Raw genomic sequence first — 18,336 nt, 5'->3', positions numbered from 1 at the left:
ATTGCGACATTGAAGTTTCCAGCTTGCCGTCAGGCCGACTGGATAGGCTGACCGTCAACATCGAAGGCAAAGAGTTCTTCCGGTGTCATCCTGCGTTTCATGATGCCTTGCACATGCAGTTCATGCGCAAAGTCATCGATCATGGGGCGGTTGAACGCAAAGCCACTGGCATCCCACCCTTCGGGTAAGTCCCTTGCGCAATTCAGGATTTCTTCGAACATCCAGGGTGTAGTTTCGGCATATTTGCGCCGCTTGGCAGCCCAAACCCGTTGCGATTGGTCGATCACAGAACTCAATTCGGCGACCGCCCAGGGATGTTCGGCAATGATCGCAGCCTTTACGCCGATAAGGTGCATGCCCGGAACATAGCCGACCTCATCGAAGTAACGGCGCTCATCCTCGCGGAAATTCGGCAACAGCTGGCGGAAGGGTGAGTCCGGCTCGAAATAGCCCTCCGGCATGAAGGGCGTGAAAATGGCATCGAGCTCGCCTTCCCGCAGAAGCTCGACCATCGGGCGCTCGCCAGGGCAGGCCTCGATCAAGCCAGGACGACCGAAGCCATCGAGGCGGTCGACAATCGGATGGGCCTCGGTGAGACGGCCAGCATACCACATCGCATCTTCAACCCCGACGCCCTCGCGGCGCAGCGCTGCACGGGTCCAGGTATTGCCAGAGTCGCGCCAACCGGTAACGCCAATGCGCTTGCCGGCCAAATCGCCAAGCCTGGTGAGGCCGCTGTTCTTGGTTGTGATGACGCAGCGGTGCCGGAAGCCGCGCATGATGAAGTTGGGAATGCCAACAACAGTCTCGTCGCCATCGTGGCGCAGCTGGGTATAGCGGCTGAACGACATCTCGGCGGCTTCATGCTCTGGGCTCTTGCCGAGATGCGACACGAGCGTACCGACGCGATCGACCTGAATATCGAGCTTCGAGGACGAGACATCGCCGAGGATCATCGGCGTCATGTAATCCCAGTCACGCAGTGCGATGCGGATGCGCAGTGTCATATTGGGTACTCTCGTCACAGGGTTCGAGAGGCGAAACCTAAATGTTCATTTACAACTGATCAAACGCATTTACGTTACTGAACAATAGAATCATTGGGGAGTCGGATCGTGTCTGTCGAGGCGGGATGGCTGGCTGAAAAGCTGACCGATCGAACAACCCGAGGGATCGCGCTCGAAACCAGCGCGCTGATCCGCACGGGAGCTCTCCCGGTCGGAGCCAAGCTGCCGCCGATCCGGGATCTTGCCTTTTCCCTTGGTGTCAGTCCGGCAACGATTTCGGAGGCATGGAGCGAGCTTCGACGCCAGAAGATCATCACCGGCCGCGGTCGCAACGGAACCTGGGTGAGCGAAGAGCGCTTCGTCGCCAAGCCTGAACGGCTGGCGAATTCGGGCCACTATGGGGCGGACGTCCTCGACCTCAGGCTAGCCGTCCCCGACCCGGCCCTGCTGCCGCCGATGGAGCGGGCTCTGGCTCATGGTGCAACGGCAACCAACCTCAACAGCTATGAACGCATCCTGATCCTGCCGGAACTGGAAACGGAGATCCGCCGCAGTTGGCCCTATGATGCGCAAGCCTTTCTTGCGACCAACGGTGGCTACAACGCAGTCTACACGGCAATCCACGCGCTGGTGCCGCCCAGCGCGGCGGTTGCGATCGAGGACCCCACCGCCATGCGCCTTCTCGACATTCTCGAGCATCAAGGTGCGCGGATCATCCCGGTGCGATGCGACGAACACGGCCCGCTTCCTGCTTCGCTCGAAGACGCGATGCGCCAGAAGCCGGTGGCCTTCATCTTCCAGCCGCGCCTGCATTCCGTCACCGGTCGCACGGTTACGAAGGAGCGGCTGGGCCAACTGGTAGAAGTGGTTCGAAACAGCGACATTCTGATCATCGAAGACGATGGTGTCGCAGATATTTCGGAGGCTCCGCAGCAATCGCTGGGCAAGGACTTGCCGGACCGGGTCATCCACATCCTGTCCTTTTCCAAGACGCTTGGACCTGATCTGCGATTGGCGGTTCTGTCAGGACCGAAGTCCACTGTTGAACAGATCCAGTCTTATCGCAGCTTCAGCGCGGCGTGGACGAGCCGCATCCTGCAAGGCGCTGCGGCTTTCCTGTTGCGCGAGGCCTCCACGGCGATTTTTCTCCAACAGGCGCGGACGATCTACCAAAAACGCCGCGACGCTTTGTGTGAACGCTTGGAAGCTCGCGGCATCGTCTGCACAGCTGGCAGCGGCCTTTGCACTTGGGTGGCGGTAGAAAACGAACCATTCGCGATCGTCACGCTCGCGGCACACGGTTTAGCCGTTGAACCCGGCAAGAAGTTTACGGTACTGCCAGGAAATCATCTTCGCGTTGGTACAAGTATGCTTTCCCACCGATACCACGACGTGGCCGCGGCAATTGCCCTCGCAGCAACAGGCGGCTGATGACTGAAGCACAACGACTGGTTTAGCGAGGCACTGTATGCCGCAAGATTGTCAGGCTATCAGATTTACTCAAAGTGCTATTTTTTCGAGTCATACCGATACCGAAAGAGTTTTTAGATCTGCTCACTAAAAACTATATTTGTCCATTTTCGCCAGCGAAGCACGTATTGCTGTCTTTAGAATCTTCCCATAATTGTTTTTCGGCAATTCTTGAACGACGACATAGTCCTTCGGCTTCTTGAAGCGTGCAATCTCCGCCAAGCACTGCTGCTCCAGAGCCGCTCGGTCGAACTCGGCACCGTTTGCTAGCACGATAAAAGCCACGACGTCCTCGCCCCACTCCGCCGACGGGCGGCCTACGACCGATACCTCCTTCACAGAAGGATGCATCAGCAGGACTTCCTCGACTTCGCGCGGATAGATGTTGGTGCCGCCAGAAATGATCACATCCTTCGAACGGTCCTGAAGCGTGAGGTAGCCATCTTCGTCGAGATAGCCAACATCACCGGTCATCAGCCAGCCGTCGCGCAGGGTAGCCGCATTGGCTTCTGGGTTGCGCCAATAGCCCGGCATCACAGGCAGGCCGCGCACCATGATTTCACCGAGTTCGCCGGTCGGCAGCAAAGCACCATCATGCGTGCCGATGGCGACTTCCACGAACGATTGTGCGCGACCTACGCTGGCAAGCCGCTCGCGCCATCGTGGATGCGAGCGATCGGCAACATCCTTGCGCGACAACGCTGTGATAGCCATTGGGCACTCACCTTGGCCAAAGATCTGCACGAACTTCGGGCCGAACCAGGATAGGGCGTCTTCGATGTCGGCTCGGTACATCGGCCCGCCGCCGTAAACGATGGTACCGATGCCCTCACCACGCCTCCCTGTCGCCTTCGCTTGTTCCTTAAGGCGCTGCACCATGGTCGGCGCCAGGAACAGCGAGGTCGGTCCGCAACGCTCCGAAAGGTCTAGGAGATTATCAGGATCGAAATGTCCGGCGTGCGGCAGCAGATGACGCGTACCTCGCAGCACATGAACAGGCGCGTAGAGGCCAGCGCCGTGCGACATCGGGGCGGCATAGTAAGCAGCCATTTCCGGCCTGATGTCATCAACGTCGCTGAGATAAGCGAGCGACATCGCAGCCAACATTCCATGGGTGATCTGGACGCCTTTCGGCCGGCCTGTCGTACCGGACGTGTAGAACAGCCAGGCATTGGCGTCGGCGCGGCAGGAATGAAGCGGCAGCGGGGCTTCCGTGCCGGGACGTTCCGCCAACTCGCTGCCGAGGATCCGGATCGGTCCCGTGAAATGGCCATGCAGTGCGCCTGCCATGTCCGGATCGGCGAAAACCAGCTTTGCCCCGCTATTGTCGAGGATCCAGGCTACCTCCTTGGCATGAAGCTTGGCATTGACGGGAACTATGACGGCGCCGGCGATCCACGCTGCGAACATGGCGATCAGATAATCGGGACAGTTCTTTGCCGCGATCGCTACCCTGTCGCCCGGCTCAATGTTGTCGGCGCGCAGCGATGCCGCCAGAGACGAGACGCGGTCGAAGAAGGCGCGGTAATCGGCAAGCACCGTTTCTCCAAGGAGGATCGCCGGCCGATCGCCTGACAGCCGCGCGGTCCTTTGAAGCCAGGATGCGATGTTCATGCGAGCCGCTCTGCTTCCAGGATAGAGCAGTAGTTGGCGACGCCCGAGCCGCCCATGTTGAAGACCATCCCGACGGAGGCATCCGGCACCTGCATGTCATCGGCCTCGCCGAGAACCTGTCGCGCCACCATCACATGCATGGAAACGCCGGTCGCGCCTACCGGATGGCCCTTGGCCTTCAACCCTCCAGACAAGTTCACCGGCAGTGCCCCACCTTTGTAAACGACCCCATCCTTGATCGCCTGTTCGCCCCTGCCGCGCGGCGCAAGTTCCATGGCCTCGTAGATCATCAACTCGGCGATCGTGAAGCAGTCGTGGACCTCCGCCACATGCAGATCGACGTTGGAGACACCAGCCTGCAGCTTGGCGCGGCGGATGGCTTCACGCGGGCCTTCGAACGCCGTCAGGTCACGCTGCGACATGGGAAGGTAATCGCTGACCTGGGCTGCTGCACGAAAGCGAACGGAGCGCGCCATGCTTTGCGCAATGTCATCCGAAACGAGCACGATCGCCGCTGCGCCGTCGGACACCAGCGAGCAGTCGGTGACTTTCAAGGGAGCGGCGACGATCGGGTTCCTGTCGCTGACCGTAGCGCAGAACTCCACCGTCAGCGGTTTGTGAAGCTGCGCCAGGGGATTGGCCATGGCGTTCTGGTGGTTCTTTGCAGCGATCTTCGCCAGCACCCCGGTCTGGTCGCCATATTGTTGATTATAGGCTTGGGCAAAACGGGCGAAGACCTGGGGAAAGGTGAAGCCGCTTTCTTCCGGCTGATAGGACGCGTGGCCGAGTGCTGCCGCAACTTCCGCCGTCGGCAGATGGGTCATCTTCTCAACGCCGATTACCAGTGCGATCTTGGCTTGCCCTGCTTCGATCGCATTGCGTGCCGCAAACACCGCGGCCGAGCCAGAGGCGCACGCGTTTTCAACACGCGTCGCCGGGCAAAACCGCAGCGCAGGATCGATCGCGAGAGCAAGCGATGACGGAAAGCCATCCGCTACCATACCGGCGTTGAAGTGCCCGATCCAGATGCCGTCAACATCCGCGGGATCGATTGCGGCATGCGTCAGAGCCTCTGTGCCAACGAGGCGGATAAGCTCTTCCAGCGACTTGTCCGGATGTTTTCCGAAAGCAGTATGACCCCAGCCAACTATCGATACCATCAGTGTATCTCCGACCTTGATAACGGTGTTTGGTGATGCCGAGCCTTCCGCACGAGAAGGCAGAATGGCCAAGCAGACCTATGCCTTAGGCATATTCCGGCCGTCGCGGCGTGAAGACGTCGAGGTTCAAGACATCCTCGTCACCGACGACCTCGCCCCAATGCCTGACGTTCGGGGGCACCACCAACAGGCCGCCCGGGCCGAGCAGATGCTCCTCGTCTCCGACGAAGAAGCGGATCGTGCCTTGCAGGATATAGGCGATCTGTTCGTTCTCATGCGCATGGGGCTTCGGCTCGTGGCCGGGCTTGAGACGATGCAGCGTGACAGTGGCGCCCTCGCCTGCGAATGCCTTGCGATCCACGCCTTCGCGGACCGGCGTCCAGGGAATGCTGTTCCAGTCGATCGTCTTGATGGTCATGACATCCTCCCAAAATTAGCGCGTACTTCCAAGCAGGCCGGACGGCCTGAAGAATAGGAAAAGGAGCAGCAGCGACAACGCGGCGACGTTCTTGAAGCCAGCACCCAGTTCCAGGATCGCCATGGACTGGATCACGCCGAGCGCGATGCCGCCGATGAACGCACCGAGCGGGCGGCCGAAGCCGCCGATGATCGCGGCAATGAAGCCGGATATGGCGAAGGGCACGCCCACGTTGAAGGCGGTGTACTGGGTCGGCGTCAGCAGAATACCGGCTATCGCACCCAGCATGGCGCTGATCACAAAGGCCAGCGTCAGCATGCGCGAGACCGGGATGCCTTGAAGAACAGCCGCTTCAGCATTGATCGATACGGCGCGCATCGCCTTGCCCGTCCGGCTCGTCTTGAAGAACACGTTCAGCGCTGCGATGATGATCAGCGAACTTGCCAGGATCCAGAGAGACTGAATGTTCACAGCAACGCCGCCAAGCATCATCGGCGGCAGATCGCTGACGGGCGGCAAAGTCTTGGGCTGGTCTCCGACGAGGATGTAAGCCATTCGCTCGATGACGATCTGGGCCGCGAGCGTGGCCAGGATCATCACAAATATCGCAACGTTGCGGTTCCATAGCGGCCGCACGACCAAACGCTCCACCGCCGCGCCAACGATGCCGGCGATGATGATCGCGCCTATGGCCGCTGCCGCATAAGGCAGCTGAAAATCGGTCATCAGCACAGAGGTCGCCATGCCGCCGATCATCACGAAGGCGCCTTGCGCGAAGTTCACGATGCCGCTGGCATTGTAGATGACGCAAAAGCCTATGCCGATCAGGCCGTAAACGCAGCCGATGCTGATGCCGCTGATCAGGCTCTGCAGGACGAGGCTGATGTTGTCCATTCCCGTTCCTCCTAGCCGAGATAAGCAGCAAGCACGGCAGGATCATTTCTGACCGCATCCGGCGTTCCGTGGGCGATTTTCCGGCCATAATCGAGAACGACGACGTCATCGGCGATATCCATGACGAGCTTCATGTCGTGTTCGATCAAAAGGACCGCCGTCCCATCAGCGGCAATGCGTCGGATGGCTCTGGCAAGCCGCTCGCTTTCCTCCGCATTCAAGCCGGCGGCCGGTTCGTCGAGCAACAGGATGCTCGGCTGGCATGCCAAAGCCCGCGCGATCTCCAACAAACGCTGTTGCCCGTAAGGCAGGATGGAAGCGGAGGTCTGGGCAACCTTTGAAAGACCGACGAGGTCAAGAAGATCAGCAGCCGTCTTTTCCGAATTGCGCTCCGCCGCGCGCGCCCAAGCTGGCTGGAACAGAGCCGCAAACAGGCCGCCATGGGTCTTTAAGTGGAAACCGACCTTCACGTTCTCGGCGGCTGTCAGGTCTTGAAACAGCTTCACCAGCTGGAAGGTCCGCACAAGCCCTTTGGCCGCCTTGGCTTCGGGCTTGAAGTCCGTAACGTCCTCGCCATTCAGCAGGATCGTGCCACCATTTGCCGAAATCGTACCGGCAATGACGTTGAACAGCGTCGTTTTTCCCGCGCCGTTCGGCCCGATCACTGCCGTGACGCCTCGGGATGGGACCGAAAACGACACGTCGTTCACGGCAACCAGACCGCCGAAGCTGCGAGTCGCATTCTTCACTTCAAGGATCGCGCTCACGCCGCTCTCCTTGCATCGAAGGCCCCGGCCACACCGGCAATACCCTTTGGCGCGTAGATCAGGATCAGGATCAAGGCGATGCCGTAAGCGAGATCCTGGCTGTCCTTCATGCCGCGAAAGACTTCGGGCAGAATGCTGACGATCAGGGCTCCGATCAGCGGCCCGGCTACCGTTCCGAGCCCGCCGATATACACCATGGAGAAGGCGAGGATGACCATATGCAGCCCGAAAACCTCGGGTGAGACATAGCCGACGACATGCACGAACAGCGATCCGGAAATCGAGGCCAGACCTGCCGCCAAAAGAAAGGACACGAGCTTGGTACGCGCCACGTTGATGCCGAGCGTGGCAGCAGCTTCCTCGCTGCCTGCCACAGCCGCGAAAGAGCGACCCAAGCGCGAGTGCTGAATGCGCTTCACGGCAAATGCAATCACCAGCACGACAACGGACAGGACGACGAGTATCTGCCGGTCGGATACCGCCTCGAATGGCCCGATCCCCAACGGGGGGATACCCGAGATGCCAAGATAGCCCTGCGTCACGGATTCCCATTCAACAGCGATTTCATAGGTGATGAGCCCGATCGCCAGCGTCGCCATCGCAAGATAATGGCCCTTGAGCCGTAGCGTCGGAAACCCGATGGCCCAGGCGGCCAGCAGCGAAAAGACCAGCCCGGCGCTCATTCCGGCAAGGGGCGGCCAGGCATAGGTCGTTGTCAGCACGGCAGAACTATAACCGCCGATTGCCGCGAAGGCGCTCTGGCCGAAGGAGACCTGCGCCGTCAGCCCCATGAAGACATTCAAGCCGGACACGAAGACGGCGTAGATCAAGGCAAAGGAAATGATCGTCGCCGCATAGCCGCCAAAGATGAGCGCGTAGCCGACTATGGCAGCCGACACTGCCCAAACAGCCGCAGTTGCGAGCGGAAGTCGCGTTGTTTGCACAGCGCTCCTTGCTTCAGGCAAAGTAGTACTGGGCGAGCTCGTCATGGGATTTCACCTCGCGGGGATTGATCGTGGCGACGATGCGCCCGAGGGAAAGAAGGTAAGCGCGACAGGCCAGTTGAAGGGCGAGCGGCGCTTTCTGCTCAACCAGGATCACCGGCAGACCGCTTTGGCTGAGCGCGCCGAGCGTATCGAGGATTTCCCCCGTGACGCGGGGCGCAAGGCCGAGCGAGGGCTCGTCGAGAAGCAGCACCTTGGGATCGGCCATCATGGCGCGACCCACCGCCACCATTTGCTGTTCGCCGCCGGACATCGAGCCCGCAGTCTGTTTGAAGCGCTCCTTCAAGCGCGGAAACAAGCCGAAAACGCTCGTTAGCCTGCGCTCCACTTCCTTCTTGTCTCGCCCAACGCTGTAGGCGCCGAGTTCGAGGTTTTCGAGAACCGTCATCGGGCCGAAGATGCCCCGACCCTCTGGAACCAGAACCACGCCCTTTGTCGCCGCCGCGCCGGGTTTGCGGCGGGTCAGGGCGTTTCCCTGGAAAAGGACCTCGCCGTGATTGGGGATGAGCCCCATGATGGCACGAAGCAGCGTCGACTTTCCCGCGCCGTTTGGACCGAGCACGGCGACGAGTTCGCCGCGCCCAACCGAAATATCCACACTCCTGAGCGCCTCCACATGACCGTAAGAGGCGCTCAAGCTCCGCACATCGAGAACAGGCTGAGCCACTTCCGGCAGGCTGGAAGAGGTCGCGGCAGGGTTCATTGTGCAATCCTGACTTTGCCTTCGATGATCTGCGCAACCACGAATGGATTGGTCGAAATCCCCTGATGCTTTTCCGCAGACATGTCGTAGCTGCCCGTCGTGCCCTGGAAACCGGTAATTTTTTCCAGGTTGTCGCGAATGGCTGAACCCTCGAACGACTGGCCCGCCTCGATCGCCTTTGCCGCAAGCATGATGCTGTCCCAGCCGCGCGACGCCCAGTTGGGATCGCGATCGCCGAACTTGGCACGCCATGGTTCGAGAAATTCTCCGATCGCGGTTTTCAGGCCGCCGTCTGGATAAACCTCGTACACTTGTGATGGCGAGGCGACGAAGAAGAATTTGTCGCCCAAAACCTCGGCAACCGGCTTGAAGACGGCGAGGTCTTCGAGGCTGGTCAACAGAAGCATGGGGGAGCCGAGCTGCTTCAGGTTCTTGGCAGCCGTGAGCGTCGTGCCGCCCAGCCCGATCTTCATAACCGCGCCGGCACCCGCCGCCTGCATCTTGCTCAGCTGAACGCTGAGATCGGCATCGTCCTGCTTATAGGCTTCTACCGATACGACCTCGATGCCGTATGTTGCAGCAACCTTCTGCGCGACGTCCTTCTGCAGAAGCGCGTAGGGCGTGGGATCATGCAGCACGCCGACCTTGCGGATATCCGTCTTGTCGCGAAGATATTCGAACCGCTTTTCGATCTCGAAGCCTGCCGGCGGCAAGGTCGTAAACGCCCATGCGGCGTCCTTCGGCAGGATCGAGCAGAGGATCATCGGGATTTCAGCCTTGGCCACCATCGGCGCGGCCGCCGCATTTCCTGCCGACACGCAGCCGCTGGCAAAGAGGTTCACCTCGTCCGAACTCACCATCTTCCGGTATACGGTGACGGCTTCCTGCGGATTTGATCGGTTGTCTTCGACAACGACTTCGAGCTTTCGACCCATGATGCCGCCCTTGGCGTTCAAGGTATCGACAGCGGTCTGTACGCCATCGCTCCAGGCGCGATCGACTGTTGCGGCATAACCGGTCAGGCCGGCTGAAATGCCAACCTTGAAGACATCGTCGGCCTGAGCTGCGCTTGAAAGCGCAACCACTGAAACGACAGATGCGAAAAACTGCCTTCCAAATGCTGTCTTGAACATGATTCTCCTCCCACGTTCAGTTGACGATTGACGATGTTTCCCTTCAGCCGGGCGGGCCGAAGCCTCCGCCGCCCGGTGTTTCCAAAAGCACTCGGTCCTCCGGCTGCATCGTGAGTTTGCGTGCCTCGCTGACTGACTGGCCATTAACGAGGAATTTGCCGGCGGCACCCGCGCTACCGCCGCCAATGCCGTCAGGTCCTTCTTGAAGGCGGCTTGGCACGGCGTTCAGCAGCCAAGGCTCCTGGGTGCGCATGTGGAAGCCGATAGACTGACCATCGCCACCGCGCACACGCCCGTCGCCTCCCGAACCGCGCCGCAATTCCTTCTTGTCGAAGACGATCGGCATGGAGGCTTCGAGGATCTCGATGGGAACGGCGGCAACACCTGTGGGGTAACAGGTTGCACTCGGGCCCGGCTTCTCGGCCCGCGCGCCCATGCCGCCGGAATAGTTGAACATGGACGAGGTGAAAGGCTGGCCAGCCTCGTTCTTGCCCTGGATCTGGATCGTCCACACCGCGCCTGAGCCTTCCGCCAGAACCTGGTTCGGGATCACCTGGTGGAGCGCCTTCAGGATCGGCATGGGCACATACATGCCGACCACATGGCGCGCATTTACCGGCGCCGGATATTCGCAGTTGATGATGGAGCCCTTTGGAGCTCTGATCTCGATCGGAGCCAGGCTGCCGTAGTTGTTGGGCAGATCAGGATTCAGGCACGAGCGGATCGCGAAGGTCGAATAAGCGTGCGTGTAGTTGAGAACGACGTTGATGCCGGTTGACGTCTGCTTCGACGATCCCTCGAAATCAACAAGGATGCCGCCCGCTTCCGCATCCACGGTGACAGCCGTCTTCAACGTGATGATTTCGCCACCGGGCACATCGAAGTTCGACTCGCCGTGATAGGTGCCAGGCTTCAGCTTGCGGATGGCAGCGCGCGTCGCTTCCTCGGAACGAGCAATGATCTCGTCCGACAAACCCTCGATGTCTTCGACACCCTGCCGTTCGCACAACGCGATGAGGTGTTCGGCCGCCGCGCGACCGCTCGATACCTGTGCCGAGAGATCACCGAACACAGCATCGGGCGTGCGCACGTTGCGGCGGATCATGGCTGAAAGAACGGGGTTGGCCACACCGCGCTCGTAGAGCTTCAGCGGCGGGATCCACAGCCCTTCTTCATGCACGTCCCGCGCACCGGCGCCGATGCCATAGCCGCCGATATCCGTGTGGTGAATGGTCGAGCCAATATAGGCGATCAATCGGTCGCCGTTGAAGATCGGCGTTAGGATCGTGATGTCGAAGAAGTGGCCGGCCGAGAGCCAGGGGTCGTTGGTGATGAGGACGTCGCCCGGCTCGCACCGCCCGGCAAACTCCTTCACAAGATGACCGCCAGCGAAGGCGAGCGAGTTGATGTGACCGGGAGTGCCGGTATTGGCTTGCGCCACCATGCGCCCACGTTGGTCAAATAGCGCGCAGGCCAGATCGCCTGCTTCGCGCACGATCGGCGAAAAGGCGATGCGCTGCAGCGCCTTGGCGCGCTCGGTCACGATGCCGATCAGGTTCGACCAGAGAATTTCGAGTTCAACGCCGTCCATGGCCGATCCTCCTCAGTTCGCGCGCGAAAAGCGGGTGGCCACGATGCAGCCGATGTGATCGATGGTCGCAACCCAGTTGGGCGGGATGGCGGTGGTGGTTTCGCGTTCCTCGATAATCAGCGGGCCTTGAACCTCTTGGCCGACGGCAAGGTCCCGGCGGTCGAACACAGGCACCATCTCGTTGTCCTGCCATGCATGGACCGGGCGATGCGTCTTCGGTGTGCCGGGCGCGCTGCCAGGCTGCCCAGCCGCATGAAAGCGGATCGCCGGCCCGTTCACCGTGATGCGCCAGGATACGATTTCGACGGGGACGTGGTTGGGATTGACGCCATAGAGCGTGCGGTAGGCCTCGGCGAACAGGTGTGAAAGAGCTGCCGTGTCACGTGCCTGGCGGGGGTCCGCGTCAAACGTGACGGGGACTTCGTGCTGCTGGCCAAAATAGCGCATATCGGCACCGACGTGGATTTCGATGTCGGATGCGGCGCAGCCGGCTTCAAGCAGCGCGGCGCGACCTTCCATCTCCAGCTCGCCGATTACCGTCTCCACCCGCTCCCAGTCGATATCATCGAGCCGGACGAGATCGCTGCGAACGAGATCGAGGCGAAGCGGCGTTACCAACGTGCCGAAGGCGGACAGCACGCTCGATCGCGGCGGCACGATCACGGACGAGCTTTGCAGAAGCTCGGCAACGCCGCAGGCATGCAGCGGGCCTGCGCCACCAAAAGCAAAGAGCGGCAGGCCGCGATAATCCACGCCGCGATCGGTGGCATGCGAACGCGCGGCCGAGGCCATCGCTTCGGTCACAACGCGGTAGATGCCACGCGCGGCCTGCACGCCCGAGGTTCCGAGGTTGTCACCGAGCTTCGACATCGCTTGCTCGGTCGCAGCCTTGTCGAGTTGCATGTCGCCGCCGAGGAAATTGCCGGCATCGATAAGGCCAAGCACGAGATCGGCATCCGTTACGGTCGCTTCTCTGCCACCACGACCGTAACAGGCCGGACCAGGATTGGAGCCTGCGCTTTCCGGCCCCACCTTCAGCAGCCCAAGCGCATCGACATGCGCGATCGAGCCGCCGCCGGCACCGATTTCGATCAGATCGATCGACGGCACGGTCACAGGCAATCCGCTGCCGTCCTTGAAGCGATACCGGCGATCGACCTCGAACAGGCCGGTAATCAGCGGCGTGCGGTTTTCGATCAAGCACGCCTTGGCCGTGGTGCCCCCCATGTCAAACGACATCAGCCGGTCGATCCCGAGCACTTCGGCATAATGACAGGCGGCCAAGGCGCCCGCGGCCGGACCGCTCTCGATCATCCGCACGGGATTGCGACCGGCCGTTTCCGCGCCGACGACACCGCCTGAACTCAGCATGATGAGCGGCGTGTTGGCAAACCCTTCCGACCGCAGACGGTCGCTAAGCCGGCGCAGGTAAGGCTGCGAAATCGGCATCGTGTAGGCGTTCACCGTTGCGGTAGACGCACGGGGATATTCGCGGATCTGCGGCGCAACGTCCGACGATGTGCAGATGAAGATGTCATTGAGCAGACGCGCTAGTTCGCTGGCGACCAAAGTTTCGTTCTGCGCGTTGATGAAGCTGTTCAGGAAGCATACGGCGACTGATTTCGCGCCGCTTTCGCGAATTTGTACCGCCAGCGCGCTGATGTCCTCCTTCGATGGCGAGACAAGCACGGTGCCGTCCGCCAGCGTCCGCTCGATGACACCGAAGGTCAGGTGTTCCGGAACCAGCGGCTCGGGGAACTCGATCTGTGGATCGTACATATCATAGCGGTGCTCGTTGCGAATGGAGAGCACATCGCGAAATCCATCCGTGACCACGAGAGCGGTTGCCGGTCCCTTGCGTTCGATGAGCGCGTTCGTCACCACCGTGGTGGCATGCACAACAACGCCATCGACGGCATGCGATGAAATTCCCGCATGGCCGAGAACAGAGTTCACGCCGCCGAAGAAACCGGTCAGCAGGTCTTCATGGGTGGTCAAAGTCTTGTCGACGATCAGCCTTCCGTCGGAATTGCGCAGAACGATATCCGTAAAGGTGCCACCGATATCGACCGCTAGCGAATAGGTCATCGATCATTCCTCCAGCCAAGTCGTTCGGAGATCCTGCGCCCAGCGGCAAGGACCGCCTCGATCTGCTCGGGCTTCGGCGTAATCGGGATGAACTGGGTTGCCCCCACGATCGCCAGCGAGCCTGCAATTTGATTTTTGTGATTGAAGATCGGCACCGCCAGAGCGTTAACCGCAGTGATCAACTCGTCGGGCGCAACAGCCCAGCCGCGCTTCCTGACGATTTCGATTTCTTTCCGAAGCGCTTGAGCATCCGTAATCGTCGTTGGCGTCCAGGGATGCATCGACTGGCTCGCCACCCGCTCAAGCAAATCCTCCGGGCCGAACGACAGCCAGACCTTGCCGTGCGCCGTTGAATGAATCGAGAGTTCGGTTCCAGGCCGCGTACCAAACTCGATCACAGTGCGCCCATGGACAAGGTCGAGCACGACGAGCTTCCCGTCGATCATTCGGCAGATGGTAACGGCTTGGCCGGTCAGACTGCCGAGTTCGGCGACATCATCGCTTGCGACCGTCGCGACGTCGAAGCGTCCGCGAACGGCTTCACCCAATACCAGGAGCTTGACCCCAGGCTCATAGCGACTGGTTTCTGCATCCTGCCGCACAAAGCCGTGGCGCTGGAGCGTGACAAGGTGACGATAAACTGTTGCCTTCGAGGCATCGAACGCCTTGGCGATCTGGGCAAGAGACTGGGGTGCGCTTTGAATGGCAAGAAATTCGACGAGCTTCAACGCCATGTCGAGCGTGCCTGTGCCAGCAGGCAATTTGCCGCCCTCGCTCGACGATGCTCCCCCCATCAACCACCCTCCCAAGTGTTTCAAATAATGAAATGATGTTTTGATATTTGTAGGCTATTCGAATTTGGCAACCTCGTCAAGGTTGCCGTTGACCTTCGAAACTAAGGTCTTCGCGACGATCAGCGGAGCTACCAACCGCGCTCAAATGCCGTGGTATGGCTCGCCATGATTTTCAGGATGGGGATGATGCTCGCACAAAGCATCGCTCGCGTTTCGCGCCAGCAGGCTAAAGGCGGGTCTAGCGAACCGGCGCCTTAACGAATGAAATCCAGCTGCTACCTGGGCTGGGTTAAGTAAGCGCGCTTGTATCCTCGCTCTGTTGATCACCCGCGACCCATCCGGGTCATGCCTGTGAAAGGCCATTACGAAGATTGGCTTCGGAGCATTGTGTTTCGAATGCGCCGGATCGTCGAGCGTATTGGAGAGACGTAGCCGAAGTCGGAGAAATGCAGTCCGACGCTATCGGGCCCTCGGGCAGCACAATGCGTGCGGAGGCAGATGTTTCTTTCGTCCGCTTGACGAAGTCGAGCACCACCGGGGGAGTGAAGTCCTCAACGTTCTCCATAAAGCGCATGCGCAAGACCGCGAATGGCGTTCGCCGTTCGTGGGCCGAAGCCAAGCATGTATGGTCCGTCAAGCGTAATCAGTGCTTTGGACTTGCCCGCCGGCGTTGCGGCGAGAGATGGATTGGAGAAGACTTCTTCAGGCGTCGGACCGCCTTTACCATCCGACAGCATCAAGACGACTTCCGGTCGCGCCTGCAGGAGGCTTTCTTCTGAAACCGCTTTGTAGCCCTTGTAGTCCGCAAGCGGATTGATGCCGCCCGACAGCTGGATGATCGCATCTGCCGCCGTTTCTGATCCGGCGCCTGTCAAGCGAACAAGGCCGTGGAAGAATACGACGCGCTTCCGCTCGGCTGTTGGGATTGCGGCACCGAGCGCGGCTGCCTGCCTGAATTCATTCCGCACACGCTCCGACAGTGCTTGGCCCGCTTCTGCCTGGCCGAGTGTGACTGCGATCACTTCGATCTTCTTCGCGATGCCAGCTTCCGAATTGCCTTCGGGCACAAAGACGATAGGCACGTTGGTGGCTTTGAGCACGTCGACCGCTTCCGGCGGGCCAATATCTTCGGCAGCCAGGATGAGGTCGGGCGACAAGGCCAGGACGCCTTCGGCCGATAGCGTGCGTCGATAACCCAGATTGGGCTTGGTGTTGGCGGCGTCGGGAAAACGGCTGGAACGATCGACTGCGATGATCCGATCCGCTGCTTCCAGAGCCATGGCGATCTCCGTGACGTCTGGCCCTAGCGAAACGATACGGCGATAATCAACCGCTTCCTGCGCTTGTGCGGCAAAGGTCATCGCAGCGACGGCAGCCCCCGCCAGCGCGCATCGAACGCGCCGCTCAACAAGCGCAATCATTCCATTTCGTCTTCGAACCATCTGCCTCAACTCCTCGTGTAGAAACATTCTCATCGCTTAACTTGACTCATATTGTCAAGTTTACTATCGGGCGTAGCATCGTTCCGGCAAGCCTTCCGCTAGCCATCTTTCCCTGCTGTTGGAGGCTCCAAATGGCTAGAAAGCCATCATCGTTGCACATTCGTCTGGCTCTCAGTGCCTCCGTCATCACGCTCGCTATCCATACTCCGCAGGCCCTCGCGCAGTCGTCGCAGGCAGGTCTGTCTGCAGCTTCGGCAACAGCCGAACAGCAGGATCAGCAACCCAAAGCCGGCGTTACCGTCCTCGATCAGGTTGTCGTGACGGCAAACATGAAGCTTGAGCCGGTGATCGATGCCACGTCAGGCAGCAGCGTTGTTACCAGCGAGGAGATCGACCGGACCCAAGCGACCACGGCGGCTGATCTTTTTCGCAACGTTCCCGGCGTCGGTGCCACCCAGAACGGCGATGACCCGGCGACTGCCATCAACATTCGCGGCCTGCAGCAATATGGACGCGTCGCGGTCACGCTGGATGGTGCGCGCCAGGATTATTGGCGCGTCGGCCACGGTTCCGGCTCCTTTTACATCGAGCCTGAACTGCTAAAGCAGGTCACGGTGATCCGCGGACCGGTTTCGAACGCCTATGGATCGGGCGCGATCGGCGGCGTCGTCTCCTTCGAGACCAAGGACGCTCGCGACTTCCTGCGTTCGGGCGAGACTTGGGCGTTGAGCGAAAAGATCCGCTACGAGACCAATGGTGAGGGCAAGCTTTCCAGCACCACCGGTGCCTATAAGTTCAACGACAATATCGACGTCATCGGCAACTTCGTTTGGCGCGACAGCGACGCCTACAAGGACGGCAACGGCGACACGGTCCGCTGGACAGGTGAAGAAGCCGTCAGCGGCTTCGGCAAGGTGACGATGCGGCCGGCCGATGGCCATGAAGTGAAGCTTGGCGTCACCGTTCAGGACTATTCCGACTTCATCACCGGTTCGTCCGGCTCCACATCGGCGACGCTCAGCCGCTACGATGCCGACACGAAGGTGCGCACCTATACCGGCAGCTACACCTTCAACCCCGAAAACAACGACTTCTGGGATTTCAGCGCCAATGTCTATCATGCCAGCACGGAAGCCGATCAGTTCCAAGTCTGGCCACGCTCCGCCTACGGCAATAGCCGCTTTTATGAGGTCGAGACCACCGGTTTCGCCGCTCGCAACACCTCGCGTTTCCAGGCGCTCAGCATGGATCATGCGCTGACTTACGGCCTCGACTACTATGATCTCGAAGGCGACTCGGATGCCGACCACTTCGGCAAGGGATCGCAGGATGTGTATGGCGGTTTCCTGCAGTGGGAAGCAGGTTATGCCGAGTGGCTCGATGTTACGGCAGCGCTTCGCTACGATGGCTACAGCCTCGATGGTACGTCAAAGGCGACAAACACGACGCCATCGCAGGATGTGACCGTGGACGGCGATCGCTGGTCGCCGCGTGTCACGATCGGAGTGACACCCATCGAAGGTTTCCAGCTTTATGGCACCTATGCGGAAGGCTACCGGATGCCCCATATGCAGGACGTGTTCCGCCAGAACGGCGCGCATGGTACCGGCTATGAGCCCAATCTCCTGCTGAAGCCTGAAGTGGCACAAACCTGGGAAGCGGGCGTCAACCTGCAATATGACGACGTGGTGACGGCAGGCGATCTCCTGCGCGTCAAAGCGAACGTCTTCCATACCGATGTAGACGATTACATCAACACGGTGGCGACTGGCCGCGTCACGCGATCCGAGAATGTCGGTTCGGCCCGTCTGCAGGGCATCGAAATCGAGGGCGTGTATGACTACGGCTGGGGCTTCCTGAACCTGGCAGCGAGCTTTGTCGATGCCGAGATGCGCGACGGCATCTATAAGGGCCAGACACTCAGCGACACGCCGCTCGACAATGTGTCTGCCACGCTCGGCTTCCGGGCAATGGAAGACCGGCTTACCTTCGGCGCGCAATATGTCAGCCTCGGAGAGGTAACACGGACGCTGAGCACCAGCACCACGGTCTATCCCCGCGCCGACCTCGTCAATCTCTTTGCCAACTGGGAGATCAACGACAACCTGAAGTTCGATGTGGCCGTCGATAACATCTTCGACAAGGCCTACACTGATCCGCAAAGCGCCTGGTCCACGACATCGGATGTCGAGCAGGGCAAGGGCCGATCTTTCAAATTCGCCCTGACTGGCCGGATCGGCGGTTGATAACC

Annotated in this window: 15 protein-coding genes; 2 read left to right on the top strand and 13 right to left on the bottom strand. The window is 60.2% G+C overall.

The window, feature by feature from the left end; translation table 11 throughout:
• Positions 1-29: 29 nt before the first annotated feature.
• Positions 30-1,007, bottom strand: coding sequence for an ABC transporter substrate-binding protein (locus IE166_RS15480; protein WP_189505402.1), 978 nt, complete (start codon positions 1,005-1,007; stop codon positions 30-32).
• Between the two features lie 108 nt (positions 1,008-1,115).
• On the opposite strand from IE166_RS15480, the gene IE166_RS15475 reads away from it, so the two are divergent.
• Positions 1,116-2,438, top strand: a complete 1,323-nt coding sequence (locus IE166_RS15475; RefSeq protein WP_189505400.1) for an aminotransferase-like domain-containing protein — start codon at positions 1,116-1,118, stop codon at positions 2,436-2,438.
• A 126-nt stretch (positions 2,439-2,564) separates the two neighbouring features.
• Here IE166_RS15475 and IE166_RS15470 read toward each other — a convergent pair whose 3' ends face one another.
• The 12 genes from IE166_RS15470 to IE166_RS15415 form a co-directional block, all read right to left on the bottom strand.
• Positions 2,565-4,091 (bottom strand): AMP-binding protein, encoded by a 1,527-nt coding sequence (locus tag IE166_RS15470; protein ID WP_189505398.1) that lies wholly within the window; start codon positions 4,089-4,091, stop codon positions 2,565-2,567.
• Positions 4,088-5,254 carry an acetyl-CoA acetyltransferase gene (locus IE166_RS15465; protein WP_210312981.1) on the bottom strand — a complete coding sequence of 389 codons (1,167 nt, stop codon included), beginning with the start codon at positions 5,252-5,254 and terminating at the stop codon, positions 4,088-4,090. The genes IE166_RS15470 and IE166_RS15465 overlap by 4 nt, the downstream gene beginning before the upstream one ends.
• 82 nt (positions 5,255-5,336) lie before the next feature.
• The gene (locus IE166_RS15460; RefSeq protein ID WP_189505394.1) at positions 5,337-5,669 is read right to left on the bottom strand and encodes a cupin domain-containing protein; all 333 of its coding nucleotides are present in this window, start codon (positions 5,667-5,669) and stop codon (positions 5,337-5,339) included.
• Positions 5,670-5,684: 15 nt separating this feature from the next.
• Entirely contained in the window at positions 5,685-6,563 is an 879-nt protein-coding gene (locus IE166_RS15455) for a branched-chain amino acid ABC transporter permease (RefSeq protein ID WP_189505392.1), read from the bottom strand.
• An 11-nt stretch (positions 6,564-6,574) separates the two neighbouring features.
• Complete coding sequence (locus IE166_RS15450) at positions 6,575-7,330, bottom strand: ABC transporter ATP-binding protein (RefSeq protein WP_210312973.1); 756 nt, start codon at positions 7,328-7,330, stop codon at positions 6,575-6,577.
• Positions 7,327-8,229 (bottom strand): branched-chain amino acid ABC transporter permease, encoded by a 903-nt coding sequence (locus IE166_RS15445; RefSeq protein ID WP_189505390.1) that lies wholly within the window; start codon positions 8,227-8,229, stop codon positions 7,327-7,329. Before IE166_RS15445 ends, IE166_RS15450 begins: the two co-directional genes overlap by 4 nt.
• 58 nt (positions 8,230-8,287) lie before the next feature.
• A complete protein-coding gene (locus IE166_RS15440) occupies positions 8,288-9,037 on the bottom strand; it encodes an ABC transporter ATP-binding protein (protein WP_189505388.1) in 750 nt (249 codons plus the stop codon).
• Positions 9,034-10,170 carry an ABC transporter substrate-binding protein gene (locus tag IE166_RS15435; protein WP_189505386.1) on the bottom strand — a complete coding sequence of 379 codons (1,137 nt, stop codon included), beginning with the start codon at positions 10,168-10,170 and terminating at the stop codon, positions 9,034-9,036. The genes IE166_RS15440 and IE166_RS15435 overlap by 4 nt, the downstream gene beginning before the upstream one ends.
• A 43-nt stretch (positions 10,171-10,213) precedes the next feature.
• A complete protein-coding gene (locus tag IE166_RS15430; protein ID WP_189505384.1) occupies positions 10,214-11,761 on the bottom strand; it encodes a hydantoinase B/oxoprolinase family protein in 1,548 nt (515 codons plus the stop codon).
• A 12-nt stretch (positions 11,762-11,773) separates the two neighbouring features.
• Positions 11,774-13,849, bottom strand: coding sequence for a hydantoinase/oxoprolinase family protein (locus IE166_RS15425; protein ID WP_189505382.1), 2,076 nt, complete (start codon positions 13,847-13,849; stop codon positions 11,774-11,776).
• Positions 13,846-14,643 carry an IclR family transcriptional regulator gene (locus tag IE166_RS15420; protein ID WP_189505380.1) on the bottom strand — a complete coding sequence of 266 codons (798 nt, stop codon included), beginning with the start codon at positions 14,641-14,643 and terminating at the stop codon, positions 13,846-13,848. Before IE166_RS15420 ends, IE166_RS15425 begins: the two co-directional genes overlap by 4 nt.
• Positions 14,644-15,194: 551 nt before the next feature.
• Entirely contained in the window at positions 15,195-16,064 is an 870-nt protein-coding gene (locus tag IE166_RS15415) for a heme/hemin ABC transporter substrate-binding protein (protein WP_189505378.1), read from the bottom strand.
• 152 nt (positions 16,065-16,216) lie between these two features.
• Between IE166_RS15415 and IE166_RS15410 the strand changes: the two genes are divergently transcribed.
• Positions 16,217-18,331 carry a TonB-dependent hemoglobin/transferrin/lactoferrin family receptor gene (locus tag IE166_RS15410; RefSeq protein ID WP_189505376.1) on the top strand — a complete coding sequence of 705 codons (2,115 nt, stop codon included), beginning with the start codon at positions 16,217-16,219 and terminating at the stop codon, positions 18,329-18,331.
• The last annotated feature ends 5 nt before the right edge of the window (positions 18,332-18,336 follow it).

It is taken from the genome of Tianweitania populi, assembly GCF_014652875.1.
GTDB classification, from domain to species: Bacteria; Pseudomonadota; Alphaproteobacteria; order Rhizobiales; family Rhizobiaceae; genus Tianweitania; species Tianweitania populi.
This window is presented reverse-complemented; position numbering and strand designations above follow the sequence as displayed.

What these genes read in the sequence shown, in the direction of transcription:
- IE166_RS15455 (WP_189505392.1), bottom strand. Translation starts at nt 6,563, where the DNA reads ATGGACAACATCAGCCTCGTCCTGCAGAGCCTGATCAGCGGCATCAGC.
- IE166_RS15435 (WP_189505386.1), bottom strand. Translation starts at nt 10,170, where the DNA reads ATGTTCAAGACAGCATTTGGAAGGCAGTTTTTCGCATCTGTCGTTTCA.
- IE166_RS15470 (WP_189505398.1), bottom strand. Translation starts at nt 4,091, where the DNA reads ATGAACATCGCATCCTGGCTTCAAAGGACCGCGCGGCTGTCAGGCGAT.
- IE166_RS15430 (WP_189505384.1), bottom strand. Translation starts at nt 11,761, where the DNA reads ATGGACGGCGTTGAACTCGAAATTCTCTGGTCGAACCTGATCGGCATC.
- IE166_RS15480 (WP_189505402.1), bottom strand. Translation starts at nt 1,007, where the DNA reads ATGACACTGCGCATCCGCATCGCACTGCGTGACTGGGATTACATGACG.
- IE166_RS15425 (WP_189505382.1), bottom strand. Translation starts at nt 13,849, where the DNA reads ATGACCTATTCGCTAGCGGTCGATATCGGTGGCACCTTTACGGATATC.
- IE166_RS15415 (WP_189505378.1), bottom strand. Translation starts at nt 16,064, where the DNA reads ATGATTGCGCTTGTTGAGCGGCGCGTTCGATGCGCGCTGGCGGGGGCT.
- IE166_RS15420 (WP_189505380.1), bottom strand. Translation starts at nt 14,643, where the DNA reads ATGGGGGGAGCATCGTCGAGCGAGGGCGGCAAATTGCCTGCTGGCACA.
- IE166_RS15440 (WP_189505388.1), bottom strand. Translation starts at nt 9,037, where the DNA reads ATGAACCCTGCCGCGACCTCTTCCAGCCTGCCGGAAGTGGCTCAGCCT.
- IE166_RS15410 (WP_189505376.1), top strand. Translation starts at nt 16,217, where the DNA reads ATGGCTAGAAAGCCATCATCGTTGCACATTCGTCTGGCTCTCAGTGCC.
- IE166_RS15460 (WP_189505394.1), bottom strand. Translation starts at nt 5,669, where the DNA reads ATGACCATCAAGACGATCGACTGGAACAGCATTCCCTGGACGCCGGTC.